At 56.8% G+C, this 22,386-nt stretch carries 18 protein-coding genes; 9 read left to right on the forward strand and 9 right to left on the reverse strand.

The genetic code is table 11. The annotated features are described in order from the left end of the window. The first annotated feature begins 100 nt into the window (after positions 1–100). On the forward strand, positions 101–964 hold the full coding sequence (gene nadC, locus GGR28_RS07990) for a carboxylating nicotinate-nucleotide diphosphorylase (RefSeq protein ID WP_183495240.1): 864 nt from the start codon (positions 101–103) through the stop codon (positions 962–964). Between the two features lie 213 nt (positions 965–1,177). On the opposite strand, the gene GGR28_RS07995 is transcribed toward nadC, so the two are convergent. Further along, positions 1,178–1,648, reverse strand: coding sequence for a single-stranded DNA-binding protein (locus GGR28_RS07995; protein WP_183495241.1), 471 nt, complete (start codon positions 1,646–1,648; stop codon positions 1,178–1,180). 354 nt (positions 1,649–2,002) lie between these two features. On the opposite strand from GGR28_RS07995, the gene GGR28_RS08000 reads away from it, so the two are divergent. Next, positions 2,003–2,674, forward strand: coding sequence for an endonuclease III domain-containing protein (locus GGR28_RS08000; RefSeq protein ID WP_221233838.1), 672 nt, complete (start codon positions 2,003–2,005; stop codon positions 2,672–2,674). Between the two features lie 82 nt (positions 2,675–2,756). Here GGR28_RS08000 and GGR28_RS08005 read toward each other — a convergent pair whose 3' ends face one another. The 3 genes from GGR28_RS08005 to GGR28_RS08015 form a co-directional block, all read right to left on the reverse strand. Beyond that, complete coding sequence (locus GGR28_RS08005) at positions 2,757–3,062, reverse strand: DUF721 domain-containing protein (protein ID WP_183495242.1); 306 nt, start codon at positions 3,060–3,062, stop codon at positions 2,757–2,759. 5 nt (positions 3,063–3,067) lie between these two features. Further along, positions 3,068–4,204, reverse strand: coding sequence for a DNA replication/repair protein RecF (gene recF, locus GGR28_RS08010; protein ID WP_183495243.1), 1,137 nt, complete (start codon positions 4,202–4,204; stop codon positions 3,068–3,070). Between the two features lie 694 nt (positions 4,205–4,898). Next, positions 4,899–5,717, reverse strand: a complete 819-nt coding sequence (locus tag GGR28_RS08015; protein WP_183495244.1) for a 2,3,4,5-tetrahydropyridine-2,6-dicarboxylate N-succinyltransferase — start codon at positions 5,715–5,717, stop codon at positions 4,899–4,901. Positions 5,718–5,833: 116 nt separating this feature from the next. On the opposite strand from GGR28_RS08015, the gene GGR28_RS08020 reads away from it, so the two are divergent. Beyond that, positions 5,834–8,710, forward strand: coding sequence for a CHAT domain-containing protein (locus tag GGR28_RS08020; RefSeq protein WP_183495245.1), 2,877 nt, complete (start codon positions 5,834–5,836; stop codon positions 8,708–8,710). Here the strand turns inward: GGR28_RS08020 and GGR28_RS08025 are convergent. Together GGR28_RS08025 and GGR28_RS08030 are read right to left on the reverse strand one after the other, a co-directional pair. Next, complete coding sequence (locus GGR28_RS08025; protein WP_183495246.1) at positions 8,656–9,234, reverse strand: hypothetical protein; 579 nt, start codon at positions 9,232–9,234, stop codon at positions 8,656–8,658. The two genes, GGR28_RS08020 and GGR28_RS08025, sit on opposite strands and share 55 nt — an antisense overlap. Beyond that, positions 9,231–10,109, reverse strand: a complete 879-nt coding sequence (locus GGR28_RS08030) for a hydroxypyruvate isomerase family protein (RefSeq protein WP_183495247.1) — start codon at positions 10,107–10,109, stop codon at positions 9,231–9,233. Before GGR28_RS08030 ends, GGR28_RS08025 begins: the two co-directional genes overlap by 4 nt. A 280-nt stretch (positions 10,110–10,389) precedes the next feature. Between GGR28_RS08030 and GGR28_RS08035 the strand changes: the two genes are divergently transcribed. Together GGR28_RS08035 and GGR28_RS08040 are read left to right on the forward strand one after the other, a co-directional pair. Further along, the gene (locus GGR28_RS08035) at positions 10,390–12,189 is read left to right on the forward strand and encodes a S8 family serine peptidase (protein ID WP_183495248.1); all 1,800 of its coding nucleotides are present in this window, start codon (positions 10,390–10,392) and stop codon (positions 12,187–12,189) included. Between the two features lie 260 nt (positions 12,190–12,449). After that, on the forward strand, positions 12,450–14,276 hold the full coding sequence (locus GGR28_RS08040; protein ID WP_183495249.1) for an acyltransferase family protein: 1,827 nt from the start codon (positions 12,450–12,452) through the stop codon (positions 14,274–14,276). Positions 14,277–14,293: 17 nt separating this feature from the next. On the opposite strand, the gene GGR28_RS08045 is transcribed toward GGR28_RS08040, so the two are convergent. Beyond that, positions 14,294–16,012 carry a GMC family oxidoreductase gene (locus tag GGR28_RS08045; protein ID WP_319936710.1) on the reverse strand — a complete coding sequence of 573 codons (1,719 nt, stop codon included), beginning with the start codon at positions 16,010–16,012 and terminating at the stop codon, positions 14,294–14,296. Between the two features lie 81 nt (positions 16,013–16,093). On the opposite strand from GGR28_RS08045, the gene carA reads away from it, so the two are divergent. The 4 genes from carA to sucD all read left to right on the forward strand — a co-directional run bounded on the left by carA (position 16,094) and on the right by sucD (position 19,914). Continuing rightward, a complete protein-coding gene (gene carA, locus GGR28_RS08050) occupies positions 16,094–17,212 on the forward strand; it encodes a glutamine-hydrolyzing carbamoyl-phosphate synthase small subunit (RefSeq protein ID WP_183495250.1) in 1,119 nt (372 codons plus the stop codon). Positions 17,213–17,325: 113 nt separating this feature from the next. Then, positions 17,326–18,609, forward strand: coding sequence for a phosphopyruvate hydratase (gene eno / locus GGR28_RS08055; protein ID WP_183495251.1), 1,284 nt, complete (start codon positions 17,326–17,328; stop codon positions 18,607–18,609). Positions 18,610–18,681: 72 nt separating this feature from the next. Then, positions 18,682–18,999, forward strand: a complete 318-nt coding sequence (locus GGR28_RS08060; RefSeq protein ID WP_183495252.1) for an FtsB family cell division protein — start codon at positions 18,682–18,684, stop codon at positions 18,997–18,999. Positions 19,000–19,044: 45 nt separating this feature from the next. Further along, positions 19,045–19,914, forward strand: a complete 870-nt coding sequence (gene sucD, locus GGR28_RS08065) for a succinate--CoA ligase subunit alpha (protein ID WP_183495253.1) — start codon at positions 19,045–19,047, stop codon at positions 19,912–19,914. Between the two features lie 157 nt (positions 19,915–20,071). Here the strand turns inward: sucD and fcl are convergent, their stop codons facing one another. Both fcl and GGR28_RS08075 read right to left on the reverse strand, forming a co-directional pair. Beyond that, the gene (fcl, locus tag GGR28_RS08070; RefSeq protein ID WP_183495254.1) at positions 20,072–21,004 is read right to left on the reverse strand and encodes a GDP-L-fucose synthase; all 933 of its coding nucleotides are present in this window, start codon (positions 21,002–21,004) and stop codon (positions 20,072–20,074) included. Between the two features lie 18 nt (positions 21,005–21,022). Further along, positions 21,023–22,339, reverse strand: a complete 1,317-nt coding sequence (locus GGR28_RS08075; protein ID WP_183495255.1) for a UDP-glucose dehydrogenase family protein — start codon at positions 22,337–22,339, stop codon at positions 21,023–21,025. Positions 22,340–22,386: the final 47 nt, after the last annotated feature.

Below are 22,386 nucleotides of genomic sequence, written 5' to 3' on the forward strand. Positions count from 1 at the left end.
GGGGTACGATTTACCGGTGGTAGCGGGAAGGCGTACCTTTGCCGCCAGGGACCTAACTGAATAGACTGCCAGACGTCTGGTAGCGCACCAAAGTAAACATATGTCGGCCAAAATAGACGAAAGCTTACGTCAACGCATACTGCAATTTATCAACGAAGCCCTTGCCGAAGACGTCGGCCCCGGTGACTTCACCAGCGAGGCAACCATCCCCGTGAATAAGCGGGACACCGCCAGGCTTTTAGTCAAGGATGTCGGCATCCTGGCCGGAGTAGAGGTAGCCAAGATGATCTTCAGCGCAGTCGATCCCAGTATGGAGTTCGAACAGAAAATGGAGGACGGCGACCTGATGCACGTAGGCGACGAAGCCTTCTTCGTGACCTGCAACACGCGGGCCTTACTCCAGGCCGAACGCCTGGTACTCAACACCATGCAGCGCATGAGTGGCATCGCTACACTGGCCAATCGCTACTCCTTCGAAGTGGAAGATTTGCCGGTTAAGGTGCTCGACACGCGAAAAACAACGCCCAATCTGCGTTTCCTCGAGAAGTGGGCGGTGCGCCTGGGCGGAGCTTACAACTACCGCGACGGGCTCTACGATCGCATCATGATCAAAGACAACCACGTGGATGCGGCAGGTTCCCTCACGAAGGCCATTGAGGGCGTACAGTCTTTCTTCCGCGAGAACGCCATGCAACTTCCCATCACAGTGGAGGTCCGCAATCTGGTGGAACTGATGGAAGTGCTCGAGGTGGGCCAGATCGACCGCATTATGCTCGATAACTTCGAGATTCCCCTGCTCCGCGAAGCCGTAGCGCACATCGACGGCCGGTACGAGACGGAGGCCAGCGGCGGCATCACCCTCGATAGCATTCGGGAAGTCGGAGAAACCGGGGTAGACTTCATCTCTGTAGGCGCACTCACGCACTCGGCCGTTAGCCTGGATCTCAGCCTGAAGGTGGTATAGTAAAAAGACCAGCACTCACTCGCCCTGGGGGGGGGGGAGGAATGCCGGTCCCGACCTTTCCTGCTGTTCGTCTGGGTGAAGAAAACGCGCCTATGGTTTCTCTAAGCGGTAGACGGATCCGGGGTAAGGCGTCATTACGTTGCAAAAATGTCCTCCCTTCCGTATCCGGTTATGTGATTAAAGGATGAAAGGAAGGTGGGTGCCCAACTGCATTCAGAAGGGCAGGTCTTCGGCCGGGGTAACGGATGTTTTTTCCGACTTCTTCGTTGCCCGCCGCTTCGAGGTCTTCTTGGGTGCGGGCTCGGCTACCTCCATTTCGGCGGTTTCGTGATCGGCGTCGCTCGTGCTGCGCTCCTTTGCACTCAGGAAGGTGAATTCCTCGAGGATGATCTCGGCGCTGCTTCGCTGCTGCTCGTACTTGTCCGTCCACTTATTGTAACGAAGCATGCCGGTAAGAGCGATCTGAGTGCCCTTGGTGAGGTAGCGCTCGAGGGTATCAACCAACTTGCCGTATGCCTTGACGCGATGCCACTCGGTGCGGGTGACCTTCTCCCCTTCGCGGTTGCGGTAGCTGTCGTTGGTGGCCAGGCTGAATTCGATCACCCGGTTGCCGCTCGGCAGCGTCTTGGTGATGGGAAGCTGACCGACGTTACCGATGAGGGTTACACTGTTACGTACATTCATGATAAAAAGGATTGGTAATGGCTCGTGCCCCTTGTCGCATTAATAATGGACACAAGCATTGGTGATGAAATGTGCCGCCGGTCGATCGCTGATGAAGCAGTACACCATGCTTTCAATCGGTGACGATGCAAAGGTGAAGGCATCCCAATCCAGTAATCGTCATTTAAACGCATACTTGCGAGTATAAATGTATGTAAACGTATAAAAACGATTATGAATATTGTAAAATATTCATTCCCAGTTAGTTGTACGTTTTTTGAGTTTCAAGCATTTTTCAAGTTTTGTGACCATTTATCGAGTAACTTTCCAGAATCCTGGGCGGATCAGACCTATGCGCCGCCAAACATTTGGTGGATGGATACCGGTTTCTCATACATGAGCGATTTCCCCATTCACTCCGTCCTGTCGCGTTGCGCCGGGGCCGTCGCCGATAAGGCACCCGCCGCCATGTTCGGTCTGCGCGACGAAGGCTACGACAGCCTCTACGAGCAACTGGTGAGCAGCATCATCAGCGTCCGCACCTACGACGAGACGAGCACCGAAGTCAGCCGCAAGCTCTTCGCCCTGGCCCGTACGCCCGCAGATATGGTCCGCCTCGACCGGGAAACGCTCATCGAAACTATCAGCAAGTCCACCTTTGCCCCCGCCAAAGCGGATAACATCCTCGCCCTTAGCCGCAGCATCATCGAAAATTACGGAGGAGAAACCCCGGCCGACTACGACCAGCTCATCGCCTTCCGCGGCGTCGGACCCAAAGTCGCCAGCCTTGCCCTCGGCGTTGCCCTCAATTATCCGATCATCGCCGTCGACATTCACGTCCACCGCATCACCAACCGCTGGGGCTATGTCGCCACAAAAACACCCGACCAAACCCGCGACGCCCTCACCAAAATTTTGCCCGAAGACCTGTGGATAGAAATCAACCGCGTCCTCGTCCCCTTCGGCAAACACGTCTGCACCGGTACCCGTCCAAAATGCCAAAGCTGCCCGGTGGTTGATGACTGTGCGAGAGTGGGAGTGGGGTAGTCTTTTAGTTCGTTAGTCGTTTAGTGCGTTAGCGGGGCGAAATGACTAACCGACTAACAGACTACCGAACTAACCGACTAACTCACTTAATCACCACCTCCACCAAATACTCCTCCCCAAACTCCTCATTCAGTCGGGTGCGGATGCCTTCCCTTACCATCGTGAGCTGGTTGCGCAGGGGGGCATTGGTGACGTAGACGTAGAGTTTGCGGTTGCGGACCAGGAAGTCGCGGGTGTGCTGGGCTACGTGCTTGCCGAAGAATTTTTCCCAGACCATCTTCGTGCGGGCCTTGAAGTAGCCGGCCTCGTTGTGGTTGTTGCGAAGGAGGCGCATGAAGGCCATCTTCAGCTCCTGGGGCTCGGGTTTCTTTGGCGGGATTTTGTACATGGCGACTACTCTTCCTCTAGAAACCGTTTCCACTCCGCTTCGTTGCGTGCCACACCGTCGACTACCAAAAATCGCTGCCACTCCACCGCGGGATCATGACTGATGAGGGAGGTAATGCGCTCCGGATCGGTATCGGTGATGAAGAGCTGACCGAATGTGGAACCCATCACCAGGCCGAGCAACTGCTTGACCCGCTCGTGATCGAGCTTATCGAAGATGTCATCGAGCAGCAGGATCGGGGTACGATTAGTGCTGCGCTCAAGCAGGCGGTACTGAGCCAATTTCAGGGAAAGAACGAACGATTTCAACTGTCCCTGACTGGCAACCCGGCGCAGGGGATGCTCGTCCTGGGTGAACACCAGTTCGTCGCGGTGTATGCCCCCGGTGGTCCGTTGCAGGATGCGATCCTTTTCGGCGCGCTCGGCGAGTAGGGTTTCCCAGCCGGTATCCAGCAGTTGCGATTTATACTCCAGCCCCACTTCTTCCCGCCGTCCGCTGATGGTAGCGTACGCCTGGGTGAGCAATTCGGTGAACGGGTCCACGAATTCTTTTCGCTTCTCGAAGATGTACATCGCCGGTGCTTCCATTTGGGCATCGTACACACCGAGCAGTCCGGTATGGTCGGGGTGGCCTTCGAGTTCCTTCAGGCGGGCGTTGCGGTTGTCGAGCAGCCGGTTGTAGGTGATCAGGTGATTGAGGTACTGGGGATCGGTCTGGCTCAGGCTATTATCGAGCAATTTTCGACGGGTCGCACTGCCCTCGAGCACTAAATTAATGTCGTCGGGCGTCACGATCACCACCGGATATCTACCCACGTGCTCGCTGATGCGCGCGTAAGCGGTGCCGTTGCGCTCGATCACCTTCCGCTGGCGCTTCCGTAATTTGACCACGATGCGGTCTTCCCGCTCGTCGTCCAGTACAAACGTCCCACCGATCCTTGCCCCCCGGTCCCCGTGGCGGATGCTGTACTGATCCACGGTACTGCCGTACCCCTTGCTCATACAGAGGTAGTATATGGCCTCCAGCAGATTGGTCTTTCCCGCCCCGTTAAATCCCACGAAACAGTTCAACCGCGGCGAGAAGTCCAGGTGCTGACTTTCGTAGTTCTTGAACTGGGTGAGCTTGAGGTGGGAAAGGTGCAAGTAGATTTACAATTTACAAAGGACGATGTACAAAGTACCATTTTGCTCCGCACGGCAACGGCGCAACAGGAGGGCGGGTCCGCAGGTGCAAGGATAAGCATGGAAGAGCAAGCAATAAATCTGCGGTAAGCAAATTTCAAATTTCAAATATCCAATTTCAAATTTTGCTCCGCACGGCACACGCGTAACAGTAGGACGGGGCCGTAGGTGCAAGGAACGCACAGAGGAGCGGGCCAAAAATCCGCGTTAATCTGCGAAGCAATCTACTTTAGGCGCAGCCGATCTGCGGTAAACAAATTTTAAATTTCAAATGGCCAATTTCAAATTTTGCTCCGCACGCTACAGGAACCACAGTTAGACGGGGCCGCAGGTGCAATGAATACGGAGAAGAGCGGGCCAAAAATCCGCGTGAATCGTCGAAGCAATCTGCTTAGGCGCAGCCGATCTGCGGTAACAAATTTCAAATTTCAAATGGCCAATTTTAAATTTAGCTCCGCACGTCACACGCGTAACAGTAGGACGGGGCCGTAGGTGCAAGGAACGCACAGAGGAGCGGGCCAGAAATCCGCGTTAATCTGCGAAGCAATCTGCCCTAGGCGCAGCCGATCCGCGGTGGAAAATCTCAGAGACGAGCGCAGCGAGCATGTAACAGCGGTAGCTAAATGGTACATGGTAAATTTGAAATTGTAAATTTTCACACCGCCACATCATGCTCCCGCAACGCCGCATTCAAACTCGTTTTCTTGTCCGTGCTTTCCTTCCGCTTACCGATGATCAACGCGCAACTTACCTGGTAATCGCCGGCGGGAAACGACTTGGTATAGCTGCCGGGAATGACCACTGACCGCTCGGGCACCTCACCACGGTAGGTGACGGGTTCGGAGCCGGTAACGTCAATGATCCGTGTGCTCTGAGTCAGAACGACATTGGCTCCCAGAACCGCTTCTTTCCGTACGCGTACCCCTTCCACGATGATGGAACGGGAGCCAATGAAGCAGTTGTCTTCGATAATTGTGGGAGTGGCCTGCAGGGGTTCGAGGACGCCTCCGATACCGACGCCGCCGCTGAGGTGGACGTTGCGACCGATCTGCCCGCAACTGCCGACCGTGGCCCAGGTATCGACCATGGTGCCGCTACCGACCCAGGCACCGATGTTGACGTAGCTGGGCATCATGATGACTCCGCTCTCTAGGTAGGCTCCGTAACGGGCGATGGCGTGGGGTACCACTCGCACTCCCTGACTGGCGTAGTCCCGCTTCAGCTCCATCTTGTCGTGAAACTCGAAGGGGCCCACCTCCACGGTTTCCATTTTGCGAATGGGGAAGTAGAGGACGACGGCCTTCTTTACCCAATCATTGACCATCCACTCACCGTCCGGACCGGGTTCGGCTACCCTCAACCTGCCCTTGTCGAGCTCCTCGATGACGGAGTTGATGGCTTCCTGGGTGCTTGACTCCTGGAGCAGGTCGCGGTTGTCCCAGGCGGATTCTATGGATTTGCGGAGGTCTTGCATCTTTATACTGTTCTGGTGTAGCTGGTAAGCCCGCAAAGATGGGGAAAGTCGGGACAACGCGGGGAATTCCAAGCAGTGGCCTATCTTAAAGGAGCACACCTGAATGAATCCATTTCATGACTACCGCATACCGGACCTTGTTGGCAGTTTTACTCATTGGTCTGCTGCCGTGGTCGCTGACCGCCCAGGTAACCAGTGTCCCCGCCCTTCGTGATTCCGCCCGTAGGGTAAATTTGACGCAGGGGATTCAGTATTTGAATACAGCGGACTATGCACGGGCTGGGGAGTTGTTGACGACTGTTCCCTATGACGGAGCGGGCCGAATGATCGTAGATAGTCTCTCTGGCCTAGCCCTGCATAAACTGGGCGTATTGGCCTTTAGTGAGGCAGAGGATTCCCTATCTGCCCACTGGTTTCAGGAGGCCATTGGGGTGAGGGATAGCATCTATGCCGGTCCCCACAACGATCGCGCCCATTCGCGGGGTGGGCTGGCAGACCCCTTATCCTACCTGGGGCGGTTGGATGAAGCCATGGACGTAATCCGTGAAGCCGTTGCTATTTATGAATCCGTCGCGGACGTAGACAGCCTCAACTTGCTCCGAAGCCTCAATACCCTGAGTAATGTAGCCCAGCAGCGTAGAAACTTTCAGCTTGCACTGAGTGCCAGCTACCGGGCACTCACTTTGCTCGACGGAATGCACGGAATCTCCCCCGACGATGCGTTTTATACCTGCTATAATGCATCCATCGTACAGCTCCGGCTGGACAAGCTGAACCAAGCGCTCGTAAATGCCAGGCGTTCCCTGACGTACGCTTCCCTTACGAAGTACGACGAGGCCGCCAATACCGCCAGCGCATACAACCAACTGGCCATCACTCAACGGGAGCTCGGCGATGAAGAAGCGAGTTTTCATAGTCTGACGAAGGGTGTAGAAGTTCTCGTGGCCAGCAATCCGGAGTCCTACATTCTAGGCTACCTGTACCTTAACCTGGCAGAGTATCACGGGGGGAAGGGCAATGCCGCTAAGGGTGATGTATTCGACGGTCGGGCCCGGAAGGTTTTTGATGATTCCGGTATGCTGCGGGAATACGCCATCGTAGACAAGTACCCCCGGGCGCTCCACGCAATGGGGCGTAGCGAACAGGCCATCGCCCTGATTAACCAGAAACTCGGCTACCTGGGCACCTCGCCGGGCGATACGGTGGGGCGGTGGGCGATCAATCATCCCGGCGATATCGTGCCGATGATCGATCTGCTCTCGGCGCGGGCGGAATTCCTGACCGCCCTGAACAAAGGCAATGCGGCACTGAAGGATTACAATACGGTACTTTCACTGCAGGACCACCTCCGCTCACGGGTCAGCGACTTCGATAGCCGTAGTTATTTGAGTAAGAACCTCCGCCCCTTCTTCGATAATGCCATCGCGCTCCACTACCGAGCGTACTGCAATACCCAGGATACGGCGCACCTCTGGGAAGCTTTTGCTCTTAGCGAACGCGCCCGCTCCTACAGTCTGCTGGCCAACCTGCGCTCCGCCGGTCAACGAACAGTGGAGGAACAACGACTGAACGAGCGTATAGCTGCCCTGGAACGGCGGGTGGCGGAGGGGGAAACGGCGCAGCGCGACGTGCTTGCCGAAGCTCGGATTCAGTTGGACCTGCTGCGCGAAAGCAGCGAGTCCACTCCGCCACAGCCCTTTGTCCTGGATCGCGGAGTCCTTACCGAATACATAAAACGCAACGAGTGTACCCTGCTGGAATATCACCTGGGCAGCTCACTTGGCCTCGTGTTCGTCGTTACTCCCGACGGCCGGCTAAGTGTTTATCCCATTGAGGGGGCCGCGGACCTTAATGCGGAGATCAACCGGTGGCGGGAGAGTATTGCGGAGGGGGAGTACCGCCGCAAAAGCCTTCGGCCCGTTGCCGTACAGGATTCCCTCGACCGCCAATTTCTGGAGCAGGGGCTTAGGCTTACCCACCAATTGATACCGCCTCCCGTGCTCAATTCACTGCACCTGCGGCCCCGCCTGTGCATTGTGCCGGACGGTGGCCTTAATTACCTGCCGTTCGCGGCCTTACCGCTGGAAGCCGCCCCCCTACCGCTCGATTACCATACGGTGAAGTACCTGCAGGGCAAGACTGACGTGCACTACGCCTATAGTGCGGGCTTCGTGCTGGAAGTGGCGCAGCGCCCGGCGCGGACTTATGAAGAGGACCTGCTTGCTTTTGCTCCGACGTTTCGGCCGGGTCGGGGAACCCTACACCCCCTGGCCAACAACAAGGACGAGGTGAGCCAGATCGCCAAATTGGTGGCACGTACAACCGCTTTTTACGGCCGGGAAGCCAACCGCGACAACTTTCTGGCTTCGCTGGGGCGTGCCCGGATGCTGCACTTGTCGAGTCACGGGAGCGTTCATCCGGGCAACCCGAATCTGAGCTACGTGGCCTTTAGCCAACTGGGCGACAGCATCGACCGGGCGGAAATGCTCTACTTCAATGACCTGCGCAATTTGCCCCTGGACAATGAATTGACGGTACTCTCGGCCTGTGAAACTTCCCTGGGAGAACTGGCGGCCGGGGAAACGACGATGAGTTTTGCCAGTGCCCTGGCCAGTGCCGGAGCGCGTAGTACGCTCACTACCCTATGGGAGGTCGACGACCGGGCGACTAAGGGGCTGATCGTAGACTTTTACCGCCGATTGGTGAATGGAGAGGGGCGGGCTACCGCTCTAAACCACGCGCAGGCCGATCATCGCTCCTCGCCGGACTACGCCCACCCGTACTACTGGTCGGGGGTAGTGCTTTACGGTGATCCGGGACCCATTGTGCTGACCGACAGCTGGTCAGTGGGTGCAGTACCCGTGGTGGGATGGGGCATAGGTGGGGTACTGGCGTTGCTTGTTGCGGGCTTGTTACTGTTCAGGCTCCGGGGGGGCGATTATTCCGCCCGGCGGGACAGGCCGGACAGCTTGGTTGACAATCGTTCCCAGTGACCGGGGAAGAAAAAGGCACGGAGTAGCCTAACGGTACGTCCGTTCTCCGATTGTACCGTAATTGAGCGATCGTCCTGCTCCACGGCAGTAATGTCGAAAAGGGGAAATTCGACGGGGGAACGGAAGCCCGTTTTTGCCCGTAGGGTGAGGTTGTCAATTCGGATCCGGAACAGGTTGCGCACCGCGAATGCCAGGAATACGGGAAGCAGGAGGAGGGTCGACGGTCCGGGGTCCTGCCCCGTGAACAGGAGGTAGATCAGGTAGGTCGGCATGCCGACCACGCTGAGCAGGAGAATGAACAGTGAAGCATTGCGCATGGGGAAGAGCACCCCGGAGCGGAAGTCGCGCCACAGCAGCCAGAGCTCTATAGCCAAACTGGCGGTGACCAGTCCGGCGACGACCCAGGCGAGGCTGAATCCCCACTCCGGCATACGGCCGGGCAGGAAGCGGTAAGCGGCGATGACGAACATTACCAGCAGGATGCTTCCAACGTTGGCGATCAGTTGGTACGGCGGGGTTTTCATACCTCGCAGATGCGCAATCCTTCTTCCAGCGCTTTGATTTTGTCGTCGTAGGTGGGAATGAATTCCTGGGCTACGTAGCCGGTAAATCCGGTTTCGTGGATCGCCCGGATGATGGCCGGGTAGTTGAGTTCCTGGCTGTCGTTGATCTCGTGGCGGCCCGGTACTCCACCGGTGTGGTAGTGCCCGATGTAGGGGTGATATTTTTCGATGGTCGCGATGATGTCTCCCTCCATAATTTGCATATGGTAGATGTCGTAAAGCAGTTTGAAGCGGTCGGATCCGATCATTTCGGCCAGCGCGGCGCCCCACTGGGTACGGTCGCACATGTAGTCGGGGTGGTTGACCTTGCTGTTGAGCAGCTCCATCTGGAGGGTTACGCCGGCTTCTTCCGCGAGTTTCACCATGGGTTTTAGTCCGACGGCGCAGTTGATCATGCCGTCGTAATCGCTCATGCCGCGCCGGTTACCGCTCATCACGATCATGCTGGGGATGCCGTGATCGGCTGCGTCGCGAATGGCCTTGGTGTAGTTTGCCTGCAGGGTTTCGTGGTTGGCGGGATTGTTCCAGCCCTGGTCGATACTGAACTCCTTGAGGGTGCCCATGGCGCAGGTCATGCCGTGTGCTTTCAGGATGGGCCATTGATCGACGGTAGTAAGCTCGATACTTTTGAGGCCGACGTCGCCGCCGCGTTCACAGAGCTCTTCGAGGGTCATGCCATTGTAGCACCAGAAGCAAGCGCTGTGATTGGTGGTAGCGGTCCCGGCGGTGGTCCCAGCGACAGTATTAGTGGCGGCATCGGTAGCGGCGATGGCCCGCCCCATGGCGAGGGTACCAAGACCGAGGGCAGTATTCTTAAGGACTTTGCGGCGATTCATTAGGCTAAAATTGGATTGTAATGGATTGACAAGATAATGCAATTATCGGCGCTATAGGCAGGTCGGAGGACGGGCAGGTGGCAAAAAGAAGTGTGAGGCGTAACAAAATGGGGACTAAATTAGTAACGCACAATTGGTGTGGCGTATTAACAGTGCAGGGCGCGCTTCCGTGCGTAGCATCAGCCGGTACCTCGTTATCCTTTTTTTACACTTCCTATTTTCTGTCATACCTGCAGGTAAGCCGAAGCAACGTAGAACACTCAATTTAACGTTTACACACATGAAACCACCCAAGCACACTCTTCGCTGGATCGGCGCCGGTCTAGTTGCTGTCGGAATATGGCTCAAGCGACGCCAAAAGCAGGATTTACGGGCAAGCCCGTCCGTATTGCGGCCCAGTCATCCCGATAAACCCGAACCCGAATTGCTGCGCTTTGACCGCCTCCAGGATCGCGTGGTTTACTCCGAAGACGACCTGTCCGGACTTAAAGAAGACTGTAGTTCCGAAGGGAACTACCGGATCGCGCGACTGAAGGGCATAGCCGGAAATTCCTTTACCCTCCACGTGTACAACGGCTCTCCGGCCACGCTCCAGCTGCGGGTGTACGGGCGATCCGATGATGGAGTGAAGCCACTGACGGAATGTATTGAAATCCGGGAGGTGGTCAAGAAAGTGAAGGTAGACGGGGGCCTGCCGGGGGGTGGTGAGTACATCATCCGGTTCAGTCTGGCGGATAATCCCGAGGAAAAATTCGATCCGGCGGATTTCGTCGCCCTGGCCGTTTACGAGCGCGAGCCCCCGGCTCAGCCCGGCATCCGTTATCGGGCCCTAGGTAATCAGCCAACGGACGGCCCCCGAACGGTGCTATCCTTTAGCCACAATCGAAAGTCGTTCCAGCGCATCTTACTCAGCAGTTGCGAGGCAGACGGAGAATACCTGCGAAAATGGGCGGGCAGAACGGGGCTCGAGGAAGCGGAAGCGTATTTTGGTCCGCTGGGCAGTGTCGTTGTGCTCGGAATTCCTCCTGGTCTGGATCCCAATACGACCGGCGGTGCAGCGGCCCGGGTCCGACCGCAGAAGGATACGATCGACGCGACTGCCGAGCCCGATTACATCGTCAATGCAAGACACCCGGACGACCCTACTAATAGGGAAGGCGACGTGGATAAGTCCCCCACCGGACCCCGGGGAGACAGCGAACCGGTCTTTCGGCCGCACACGAAGTTTGATCGGGACCGGACGCCCATTGTTGTTTCCGTCGTCGATGGGGGGGTGGATTACTCGGTTCACAACCGCAATCACTGGGAGCCCAGCCGGTACGATCGGCCCCTGGAATCGGAATTTGTGAAGACCGGCGGATTAGGATACGACTTCATCGGTAAGGACAAGGAGCCCCAGGACGAAGCTCCCCACGGTACCTACGTGGCCGGTGCCATTATCGGTGGCTACCGTGCCGAGGCTCCCCTAAAGATGGTACACTTCAAGATCTTCGGCGAGGAGGCCATCTCTTCCTACTTCGGGGCCCTGGTGGGCATCTTTGAAGCGGCGACCGTAAAGAGTACCATTATTAACATGAGCTGGGGCATGTACGCCGAAAAGGCACCCCCGGCCCTTCAGTGTGCCCTGGAAGCGGCCGTGAAGCAAGGCTGCTACCTGGTCGCTTCCGCCGGTAACGACACGACCAACATCGACAAAACGCCCCAGTGGCCCGCCGGCTTCTCAACGGTTTCTACCTTCAAAAAGCACCTGATCACCACGGCAGCTTACCACTACGACGGCAAGCCCACCGCCGATGCCGTACGGCTCAGCAAATTTTCGAACTACGGTCCCCGGCGGGTTACGGTTGCCGCCTATGAGACCACCCGGGTTCCGGAATTCAACTCCGGAGATACCACTTTCCCACTGGGTACATCGATCTCGGCACCCATCGTGACGGCTAGGCTGGCTCAGTTCCTGGCGGACAATCCGGGGGCTACGCTGTCTGATTTCGCCGGGCTTTACGAGCGCGCGCCGTCGCTGAGTAGTTCGGTTGCCGGACAGGCCTACTTGCCGATGAATCAGGGCGAGACGGTGGGATGAGGAAAACGCGCGCGTAGGGCGGAGAAATTTATAATATCGGCCCGGATGTCGATGTCGACGTTTTACACGTTAGTACTTTGTCGTCCTACTGGCCGGACCGTATCTTCGTACAGCAAAAGGTTGGCGATGGACCGAACGTAGCCTTTTCGACACTATAATGTGGATGCCGGGCATTGACTCACTGTTGTTTATCAACCGGGGTAGCCGTACCAAACGCCCCATCTACTCCCACCAGCCTTGAATTCAGTAAAGTATTTACTTTGAAGTATAGAACGGATATTGATGGATTGCGCGCACTCGCGGTCGTTTCCGTCATTTTGTTTCACCTGGGGTTGCTCCCGAACGGTTACCTGGGGGTAGATGTGTTCTTCGTCATAAGCGGGTACCTGATCACCAGTATCGTTTATCACCAGAGTGAGAAGGGGAAGTTTTCCATCATTCACTTCTACGAGCGAAGAATTCGGAGGATAATCCCTCTCCTGCTGTTCATTACCGGCGTTGCATTGGTGCTCGGGCTCATCTACATGTTGCCCGACGATCTGGAGAACCTGAGCCAGGCTGTCGTCGCGTCGAATTTTTCGGCCAACAATATTCTGATGTACATCACTTCTTCGGACTACTGGGCCGTAAAGAATGAGTATAAGCCGCTGATGCACACCTGGAGTCTGGGCATTGAAGAGCAGTTTTATATGCTCTATCCCTTTCTGTTCTTTCTCTTCAAGGGAGAAAAAATCAGGTACGTTAAGGGAATCTTGATCGTCCTGACGCTGCTTTCCATGGTTGCCTTCCTGCTGCAGAGTAACGTGGCGGCAAGTTTCTACTTCATTCAGTACCGCTTCTTCGAGCTATCGATCGGTGGACTCGGGGCCATCCTGTTTACGAATACTACCATTAAACGGTACGGACAGGGCCGCGTGCTGCTTTACACCCTACTGGCACTGACCACGTTGATCATGTATGCCCCTATTCTGGAGAGCAACACCAGTAAGGTGCTGCTGACGACCATGCTCACGGTCGGTGTACTGATAACCGGCAAACAATACTTCGATCAGGATCGGGTGTACCAGGCGATCATGGCGAACCCTGTCGTCAGGTTCATTGGCAACATCAGTTTCAGCCTGTATATGTGGCACCAGCTCGTGTTTGCCTTCGCGCGGACAGCCTTCATCGAGGAGATCACCACCGGGTGGGCGGTAGCGCTGAGCCTGCTTACCTTAGTCCTGTCGGTTGCTACGTACTACGGTATTGAGAACCCCTTCCGCAAGCCACAGGTGATGAAAACCCGGACCGTACTGCTGGCGGTAGGAACCGCATTCGTAGTTACGACCGGTGCGGCATTTTACATTTATACCATTGGGGGGATCGTCAAGGATTATCCAGAACTGAACCTCTACCGTGCGGAGCTCGGTGACCGGCGCAACTTCTTCAGCGGATCGAGTAACATCCACATCGAGTACAACGAAAAGGTAAAGCGACTCGATCGAGGATTTTCCGATACCGGTAAGACCAAGGTGCTGGTGATCGGAAACAGCTTCGGCCGTGACGTCGCGAACGTACTGCTGGAGTCGGCGCTTGCCGATAAGCTGGAGGTAAGGTACTTCGAACTGAGCCGGGTTATGACCGATGATTCCCTGCGCATCCGCTTTGAGGAAGCCGATAGGGTGATACTGGGCGCCCAGGGCACCTTCGGCAAGGACTTTTTAGAATCTCTCGGCCAGGCGCATAATTTTACCGCGGACCGGAGCAAGGTCTGGGTGTTCGGAACGAAAGATTTCGGGTTCAGCAATGGAATTCACTATAACAACATCACTGACGAAACTAATTTTGTTACGTACCGTACCAAAATGAAGGCGCACGGACCGCGGCGCAACCGGGAGCTGCAGGAAGAGTGGGGCGACCGCTATATAGACATACTGGCCAAGCTGGCGAACGACGAGGGGGAGATCCTCGTATTTACGCCGGAAGGTAAGTTCATGAGTCAGGATACGGAGCACCTTACGAAGTCGGGCGCCGAATACATTGCCCGACTGTTCGAGCCCGAGCTCACCGAAATCCTTGGTACGGATCCGGAGACGAACCCTCAGTAAATCTGTGCAGGGCCTACCTACAGATTTTGCTTATTCAGCTCGCTGACAGCGTGGTCTACCGCCCGGGCGGTGAGGGCCATGTAGGTTAGGCTTGGATTAACGCAAGCGGCGCTGGTCATGGCCGCACCGTCAGTGACGTACAGGTTTTTACAGTTCCATACCTGGTTGTGTCGGTTTAGAACGCTCGTCTTCGGATCGCGACCCATGCGGGCGGCACCCATCTCGTGGATCGAGAAGCCGGGGTGAGCCTCTTCCCGAAAGATCTGAATATTCTTGGCGCCCGCCGCTTCCAGCATTTCGGCGGCGTAGGTGCCCATGTCTTCGCGCATTAGCGCCTCGTTCTCTCCGAAGCCGGCGTCCATGGTGAGGGTCGGCAGTCCGTCCTTGTCGAGCAGGTCGTAATTCAGCGTTACGCGGTTGTTGGGGTTGGAGAGGGATTCGCCGAAGCCGGTCATGCCGATGCTCCATCCTCCCGGTTCCAGGAGTCGTTGTTTGAGTTCCGGTCCGAGGGCCAGGTCGGCCTCCCGTACCAGGCGCCACCACCCATCGCGGCTTGCGCCGCCCTGGTAGCCGAAGCCGCGCAGGTAGTCGCGCTTTGACTCCTTCGTGCCGAGATTTACGAAGCGGGGAACGTAAAAGCCGTTGGGCTTGCGGCCTTTTTCAATTTGGTCGCGGTGGCCCTCGAACGATCCCGACGCACCGATGCGGTGGTGGTGGTCCATGACGTTGCGCCCGACCTGATCGTTGTCGTTCCCTAATCCGTTGGGTTGGGCATCGGACTTACTGGCGAGTAGGATAGCGGCGGTATTGAGGGTTGAGGCATTGAGAAAAACCACTCCACGACTGAAGTATTCGGTTTCTTCGCCCGTGTCGGAATGCTTTACCCTGACGCCGGTGGCGCGTCCGGCATCGGCGTTGTAGATCACCTCCCGTACGGCGGCGTGATTGAGCAGCGTCATGTTGCCGGTGGCTCGCGCTACCGGAATGGTGCTGGAGTTGCTTGCGAAGTAGCCTCCGTACGGACAGCCCCGGATGCACCGGTCGCGGTACTGGCATTTGCCCCGGGTGCCGAGGTGCACTTCCGGGTCGTAAGCGGTAAGGTGAGCGGCACGGCCGTGGGTGACCCGGCGTTCGGGATACTTCTGCTGCACCCGATCGCGGAACTGGGTTTCAATGCAGTTGAACGGCATGGCGGGGAGGAAGGGGCCGTCGGGCAACTGGGTCATGTTTTCGGAGCGGCCGCTTACGCCGACAAAGCGGCTCACTTTATCGTACCATGGCTCCAGATCGGCGTAGCGGATGGGCCAATCGATCGCGATTCCCTCCCGGGCGTTGGCCGTGAAGTCGAGATCGCTGAGCCGGTAACACTGGCGACCCCACATGAGGCTGCGCCCGCCGGTCTGGTATCCCCGAATCCAGTCGAAACGGCGCTTTTCGGTATAGGGGTACTCGTCGTCCTTAACGAAAAAATCTTTGCTGCTTTGCCGGAGCACGTAATCCTTACGGCCCAACTTCGCGTAGTGGGCCTCCCTTTCGTGGGCGGGTACCCGATCGTTGTAGGGGAGTTCCCAGGGGTCGAGGTTAGCGGTGGGGTAATCACCGTGTTCGACGGACCGGCCGCGTTCGAGTACAAGTGTTTTGAGTCCGGCGCGGCACAACTCCATGGCTGCCCATCCGCCGCTGATTCCGGTACCTACGACGATCGCGTCGTAAGTCTGCTTTTCTTTTCCTTTCACAAAATGCAATTTACTACCTGTCTTCCAGGTCCTCCGCCTTTAACTATCTTTGCGAGCAATATATTAACTCGCCGAATAAATATGAGCGACCAACGCGCAATACTGCTTCTGGCAGACGGAACCACTTACCACGGCAAAGCAGCAGGCAAGATCGGTACGACCATCGGAGAAATTTGCTTCAACACCGGCATGACGGGGTACCAGGAAATCTTCACCGACCCCAGCTATTTTGGCCAGCTCCTGGTTGCTACCAACGCTCACATCGGGAACTACGGCATCAGCGATTCGGAGATTGAATCGGACAGCGTCAAGATTGCCGGACTGATCTGTAAGAACTTTACGGTTCCCTACAGCCGCCAACAGGCACAATCCTCCATCCAGGAATACTTCGAAAAAGAGGGCGTAGTGGGCATCAGCGATGTCGACACCCGGGCCATCGTCCGCCACATTCGCGATAAGGGTGCCATGAACGCGATCATCTCCAGCGAAAATTTTGATCTGGAAGACCTGAAGCAACAACTGGGCGCGGCCCCCAATATGGAGGGACTTGAACTCAGCAGTCGGGTAACCACCAAGGAGGCTTACACCATGGGTGACCCCAACGCATCCATCAAAATAGCCGTACTCGATCTGGGAACCAAGAAGAACATTCTACGGAATTTCCTTAGTCGCGACTGCTACGTAAAGGTGTTCCCGGCCCGTGCCGGCATCGAGGAGATCAATGCCTTTGGCGCGGATGGACTCTTCATCAGCAACGGCCCCGGCGATCCGGGAGCCATGGACTATGCCGTCCACACGGCTCAGGCCATGCTGGCCGAGGACAAACCGATGTTCGGTATCTGCCTGGGCCACCAAATTCTGGCCCGCGCCGTCGGTATCCCCACCTACAAGATGCACAACGGCCACCGGGGCATCAATCATCCCGTGTTCAACCTGCTCACGGGTAAGAGCGAGATCACGAGCCAGAACCACGGGTTTGGCGTCAGCCCGGAAGAAATCGAAAAGAATCTCGATATCGTCGAGGTTACTCACCGAAACCTCAACGACGACACCATCGAGGGAATCAGAATTCTGGGCAAGCCCGCGTTCAGTGTGCAGTACCATCCGGAGGCCAGCCCCGGCCCCCACGACGCCGCTTATCTCTTCGACCAGTTCGTTGATTCGATCAAAGAAAGAATGAATGGGGGGGTGCGGGATTAAGCCGCTCACCACCTTCCTTTGCTGTTCCCGTCCGTAAACACCGGACCCGCGGCCCCGCCCGCAGTATATCTTAAGCAAAGACGCAATATCTTGCGTCCTCACAACCATCGACTATGAGTAGTATCCTTGACATCCGCGCCCGCCAAATTCTGGACAGCCGTGGCAACCCAACCGTAGAAGTAGAAGTGGTCACCGCCGAAGGAATCGTCGGCCGTGCCGCCGTCCCCAGTGGAGCGAGTACCGGTAAGTACGAAGCCGTGGAGCTGCGCGACGAAGACAAGGGCGTCTACCTGGGCAAGGGCGTGCAGAAGGCCATCAGCAACGTCGAGGAGAAAATTGCCGAAGAACTATTGGGGGTCGACGTGACCGACCAACGCTACATTGACGACGTGATGATCGAGCTCGACGGTACCCCGAACAAGAGCAAACTGGGCGCGAACGCGATCCTCGGAGTAAGCCTGGCCGCCGCAAAGGCCGCCGCGCTGGAACTCAACCAGCCCCTCTACCGCTACATCGGCGGCGTCAACGCCCACACCATGCCGGTGCCGATGATGAACATCCTCAACGGCGGTAGCCATGCGGACAACAGCATCGACTTTCAGGAATTTATGATTATGCCCCTGGGCGCCGACACCTTCAGCGAATCGCTGCGCATGGGCGTCGAGACCTTCCACCACCTCAAAAAGGTATTGCAGAGTAAGGGCTACAGCACCAATGTGGGTGACGAGGGAGGCTTCGCCCCCAACATCAAGAGCAACGAGGAGGCCATCGAGATCGTCCTACGTGCCATCGAAGCGGCCGGCTACAAGCCCGGTGAGGACATCATGATCGCCATGGATGCCGCGGCGTCCGAGTTCTACGACAGCAAGGAAGGTGTGTACCACTTCCACAAATCCGACGGTCGCAAGATCGAATCGGCCGCAATGGTTGACTATTGGAAGGGCTGGGTAGACAAGTACCCCATTTTCAGCATCGAAGACGGCCTCGACGAAGACGACTGGTCGGCCTGGGCAGCCCTCAATGCCAGCATCGGCGATCGCTGTCAGTTGGTTGGCGACGACCTGTTCGTAACCAACACCGAGCGCTTAGGCCGCGGCATCAAGGAAAAGAGTGCCAACAGCATCCTCATCAAGGTAAACCAGATCGGTTCCCTTACCGAGACCATCAACGCCGTCAGCATGGCCCAGTTGGCGGGTTACACCAGCGTGATGAGCCACCGCAGCGGAGAAACCGAGGATACCACCATTGCCGACCTGGCCGTAGCCCTCAATACCGGACAAATCAAAACCGGATCCGCCAGCCGCTCCGATCGGATCGCCAAGTACAACCAACTGATCCGCATCGAGGAAGAACTCGCCGAAACCGCCTACTTCCCCGGACGCCACCTACTCCGCTAACTTACTACCGTACTAAACTACTACCGTACTAAACTACTACCGTACTCCCACACTATCCCTATCTTCACCCGCATGTCCACCCGCAAAAAAACCAATCCCGTTACCGAGTTGTGGATGAAGGTGCCCGCTTATTTGCGGAATCGCTACTTCGTTACGCTCGTCTGCTTTACCGGATTGATGCTCTTTTTCGATCGTCACGACGTCGGTACCCAGTTTCGGCTGAACTCCACCGTCAACCGACTGGAAGCGGACCTGAAGCGGTACGACAGGCTTACGGCGGAAGCGGAGGCGGAAAAGCTGAACATGGAGCAGAATCGCGAGCGTTTTGCCCGGGAGAACTACTACATGCAGCAGGACGATGAGGACGTATTCATCATAGTAGATCAATAGGGCTTTTCCGGTATTTGGCGGAGCCTACAACCCACAATAGATAAGATGGCAGTTTTAGTCACTAAAGATTCCAACGTAATCGTACAGGGCATCACCGGTAAGGAGGGAAGCTTCCACGCCGAGCAGATGATCGAATACGGCACCAATGTCGTCGGCGGCGTTACCCCCGGTAAGGGAGGACAAACTCACCTCGACCGACCCGTATTCAACACCGTAGCGGAAGCCGTACAGCAGGCGGGCGCGGATGTCTCCGTCATCTTCGTTCCACCTCCCTTCGCTGCCGATGCGATCATGGAAGCCGCCGCTGCCGGAATTAAGGTGATCATCTGTATCACGGAAGGAATTCCGGTGCAGGACATGGTGAAGGTCCGCTCCTACATCAACGATTACGATACCCGCCTGATCGGCCCCAACTGCCCCGGTGTGATCACTCCCGGACAGGCCAAGTGCGGCATCATGCCCGGCTTCATTCACACTCCCGGCAAGATCGGTATCGTCAGCCGCTCCGGTACGCTGACCTACGAAGCCGTTGACCAGGTAACCAAGGCCGGTATGGGCCAGAGTACCTGCATCGGCGTCGGCGGTGATCCCATCATCGGAACCACCACGAAGGACGCGGTCGAACTGCTAATGAACGACCCGGATACCGAGGGCATCATCATGATCGGGGAAATCGGAGGCACGATGGAGGCTGATGCCGCCCGCTACATCAAGGAGCACGGTACCAAACCCGTCGTAGGCTTTATCGCCGGACAAACCGCCCCTAAAGGCCGCACCATGGGCCATGCCGGTGCCATCGTCGGTGGCCACGAAGATACCGCCGAAGCCAAGATGAAGATCATGGAGGAGTGCGGCATCCACGTAGTCAAGAGTCCCGCCGACATCGGCAGCACCATGGTCAAGGCCCTCAACTAGTACGATGCTGCCTCCGGCAGCGAAGTAAAAAGCTGCCTCCGGCAGCGTTAGTACAATGCGGTCTCTGACCGCGCAAGCAGAATGCTGCCTCCGGCAGCGACAAAAAAAGGGCGCCGAGATCATCTCGGCGCCCTTCGCATGTACGGTAAGTCCGGTTCTAGTACCAGTCCTTTCCCTCCAGTTCCGCGTACACCCGCTCAATCCCCTCCCGGAGCCCGATCGTGTGTTTCCAGCCCATGGCGTGGAGTTTATCCACGTTCATCAACTTACGCGGCGTACCGTCGGGTTTGCTGCGATCCTGAGTGATCTCCCCGTCGTAGCCGACCACCTCCTTGATGGTCCGGGCCAGGTCGAGAATGCTCAGGTCCTCTCCCGTTCCTACGTTGACGAAGCCGTAATCGCTGAACTCGTGCATCAGGTACACGCAGGCAGCGGCCAGGTCGTCGGAGTGGAGAAACTCCCGTTTTGGTGATCCGGTGCCCCACATTACGACTTCCGGACTACCCTCCTTCTTCGCTTCGTGAATCTTGCGAATCAGTGCCGGGAGCACGTGGCTGGTTTCCAGGTCGTAGTTGTCGTTCGGACCGTACAGATTGGTTGGCATCACCGAGATGAAATCGCAGCCGTACTGCGCCCGGTAGGCGTCGCACAGTTTGATGCCGGTGATCTTTGCGATCGCGTAGGGTTCGTTGGTCGGTTCCAGGGGGCCGGTAAGCAGGGCATCCTCCGTTAGCGGCTGGGGAGCCAGCTTGGGATAGATGCACGAAGAGCCAAGGAACTGTAGTTTCTTCACTTCATTCACCCGGGCGGCTTCGATTACGTTGGCCTCGATCATGAGGTTGTCGTAAAGGAACTGGCCCCGGTAAACGTTGTTGGCCATGATCCCCCCCACCTTGGCGGCGGCGAGGAATACATATTCGGGTCGTTCGGTGGCAAAGAACTCGTTCACTGCGCGTTGATCGCGCAGGTCAAGCTCCCGACTCGTACGGGTAATCAGGTTGTCGTAGCCGTCGGCGCGGAGTTTGCGGACAATGGCTGAGCCTACCATGCCACGGTGACCCGCGACGTAGATCTTGCTAGTTGGTTTCATGAATGGAGTCTTTATCGACTAGCTGACGACGGGCTGGCGGCCAATACTGTCGTAGTGGAAACCCGCTTCCTGCATTCTCTCCAGGTCGTAAAGGTTACGTCCGTCAAAAATGATTGGTTGCTTGAGCAGGGATTTCATCCGGTCAAAATCGGGGGTACGGAATACGCTCCACTCCGTAACGATGGCCAGAGCGTCGGCACCGTCGAGGGCTTCGTACTGGTCTTCGCAGAAGGTAACTTTTTCGCCGTAGATCTTACGTACGTGCTCGGTCGCTTCGGGGTCGAATGCCCGCACCTGCGCTCCCGCCTCCAGGAGCCGGTCGATGGTGTAGAGGGCTGGTGCTTCACGAATGTCGTCGGTGTTTGGCTTAAAGGCCAGTCCCCACAGGGCAATGGTCTTGCCCTTCAGTTCCTCGCCGAAGTGAGCCTCGAGCTTATCGGCAATGCGGAAGCGCTGCTTGGTATTGACGCCCATCACGGCGTTGAGGATACGGAAGTCGTAGTCGTGCTGTCCGGCTGTATGGGCGAGTGCCTGTACGTCTTTGGGGAAGCAAGAGCCGCCGTAGCCTACGCCGGGGAAGAGGAATCGTTTACCGATACGGGAATCGCTGCCCATGCCCTTGCGTACGGCATCGACATCGGCGCCGGCCTTCTCACAGAGGTTAGCGATCTCGTTCATGAACGAAATGCGGGTGGCCAGGTAGGAATTTGCGGCGTACTTGGTCATTTCGGCACTGCGCAGGTCCATAAAAATGATGGGGTTGCCGCTGCGTACGAAGGGTTCGTAGAGGCGCCGCATCTTGTCTTCCGCCTTCTTGCTGTCGGTACCGATGACCACGCGGTCGGGCTTGAGGAAGTCATCGACCGCCACGCCTTCCCGGAGGAATTCAGGGTTAGAAACTACGTCGAAGAGGCTTTCGTCCAAGTTTTCCACGAGGGCGGCGTGTACCTTTTCGGCTGTGCCTACGGGTACGGTACTTTTGTCGATGACAATAGTGTACTTTGTGATCAGCTTAGAGAGGTCTTTTGCTACACCCAGGATGTAGCGCAGGTCGGCCGAACCGTCCTCACCGGGAGGGGTAGGGAGGGCCAGGAAAATAATGTCGGAAGCATCTACCGCTTCCTTCAGATCGGTCGTGAATTTGAGGCGACCCTGACGTTGGTTGCGCTCAAAGAGCACCTCCAGGTCGGGTTCGTAAATGGGCACGTGGCCCTGCTTCATTTTTTCTACTTTGTCCGCGTCGATGTCGACACAGATCACTTCGTTGCCGGTTTCGGCAAAACACGTTCCGGTCACGAGTCCTACGTATCCGGTTCCAACTACTGCAATTTTCATAGTGTGGTAAGGTTTTGTAAAGGGGTTAAGTGGGCGGGGACGCAGGA

Origin of the sequence: Neolewinella aquimaris (assembly GCF_014197245.1) — a bacterium.
Lineage (GTDB): Bacteria > Bacteroidota > Bacteroidia > Chitinophagales > Saprospiraceae > Neolewinella > Neolewinella aquimaris.

Coding starts and splice junctions, on each gene's coding strand:
- nadC (WP_183495240.1), top strand. CDS start 101: ATGTCGGCCAAAATAGACGAAAGCTTACGTCAACGCATACTGCAATTT.
- GGR28_RS07995 (WP_183495241.1), bottom strand. CDS start 1,648: ATGAATGTACGTAACAGTGTAACCCTCATCGGTAACGTCGGTCAGCTT.
- GGR28_RS08000 (WP_221233838.1), top strand. CDS start 2,003: ATGGATACCGGTTTCTCATACATGAGCGATTTCCCCATTCACTCCGTC.
- GGR28_RS08005 (WP_183495242.1), bottom strand. CDS start 3,062: ATGTACAAAATCCCGCCAAAGAAACCCGAGCCCCAGGAGCTGAAGATG.
- GGR28_RS08015 (WP_183495244.1), bottom strand. CDS start 5,717: ATGCAAGACCTCCGCAAATCCATAGAATCCGCCTGGGACAACCGCGAC.
- GGR28_RS08020 (WP_183495245.1), top strand. CDS start 5,834: ATGACTACCGCATACCGGACCTTGTTGGCAGTTTTACTCATTGGTCTG.
- GGR28_RS08025 (WP_183495246.1), bottom strand. CDS start 9,234: ATGAAAACCCCGCCGTACCAACTGATCGCCAACGTTGGAAGCATCCTG.
- GGR28_RS08030 (WP_183495247.1), bottom strand. CDS start 10,109: ATGAATCGCCGCAAAGTCCTTAAGAATACTGCCCTCGGTCTTGGTACC.
- GGR28_RS08035 (WP_183495248.1), top strand. CDS start 10,390: ATGAAACCACCCAAGCACACTCTTCGCTGGATCGGCGCCGGTCTAGTT.
- carA (WP_183495250.1), top strand. CDS start 16,094: ATGAGCGACCAACGCGCAATACTGCTTCTGGCAGACGGAACCACTTAC.
- eno (WP_183495251.1), top strand. CDS start 17,326: ATGAGTAGTATCCTTGACATCCGCGCCCGCCAAATTCTGGACAGCCGT.
- GGR28_RS08060 (WP_183495252.1), top strand. CDS start 18,682: ATGTCCACCCGCAAAAAAACCAATCCCGTTACCGAGTTGTGGATGAAG.
- sucD (WP_183495253.1), top strand. CDS start 19,045: ATGGCAGTTTTAGTCACTAAAGATTCCAACGTAATCGTACAGGGCATC.
- fcl (WP_183495254.1), bottom strand. CDS start 21,004: ATGAAACCAACTAGCAAGATCTACGTCGCGGGTCACCGTGGCATGGTA.
- GGR28_RS08075 (WP_183495255.1), bottom strand. CDS start 22,339: ATGAAAATTGCAGTAGTTGGAACCGGATACGTAGGACTCGTGACCGGA.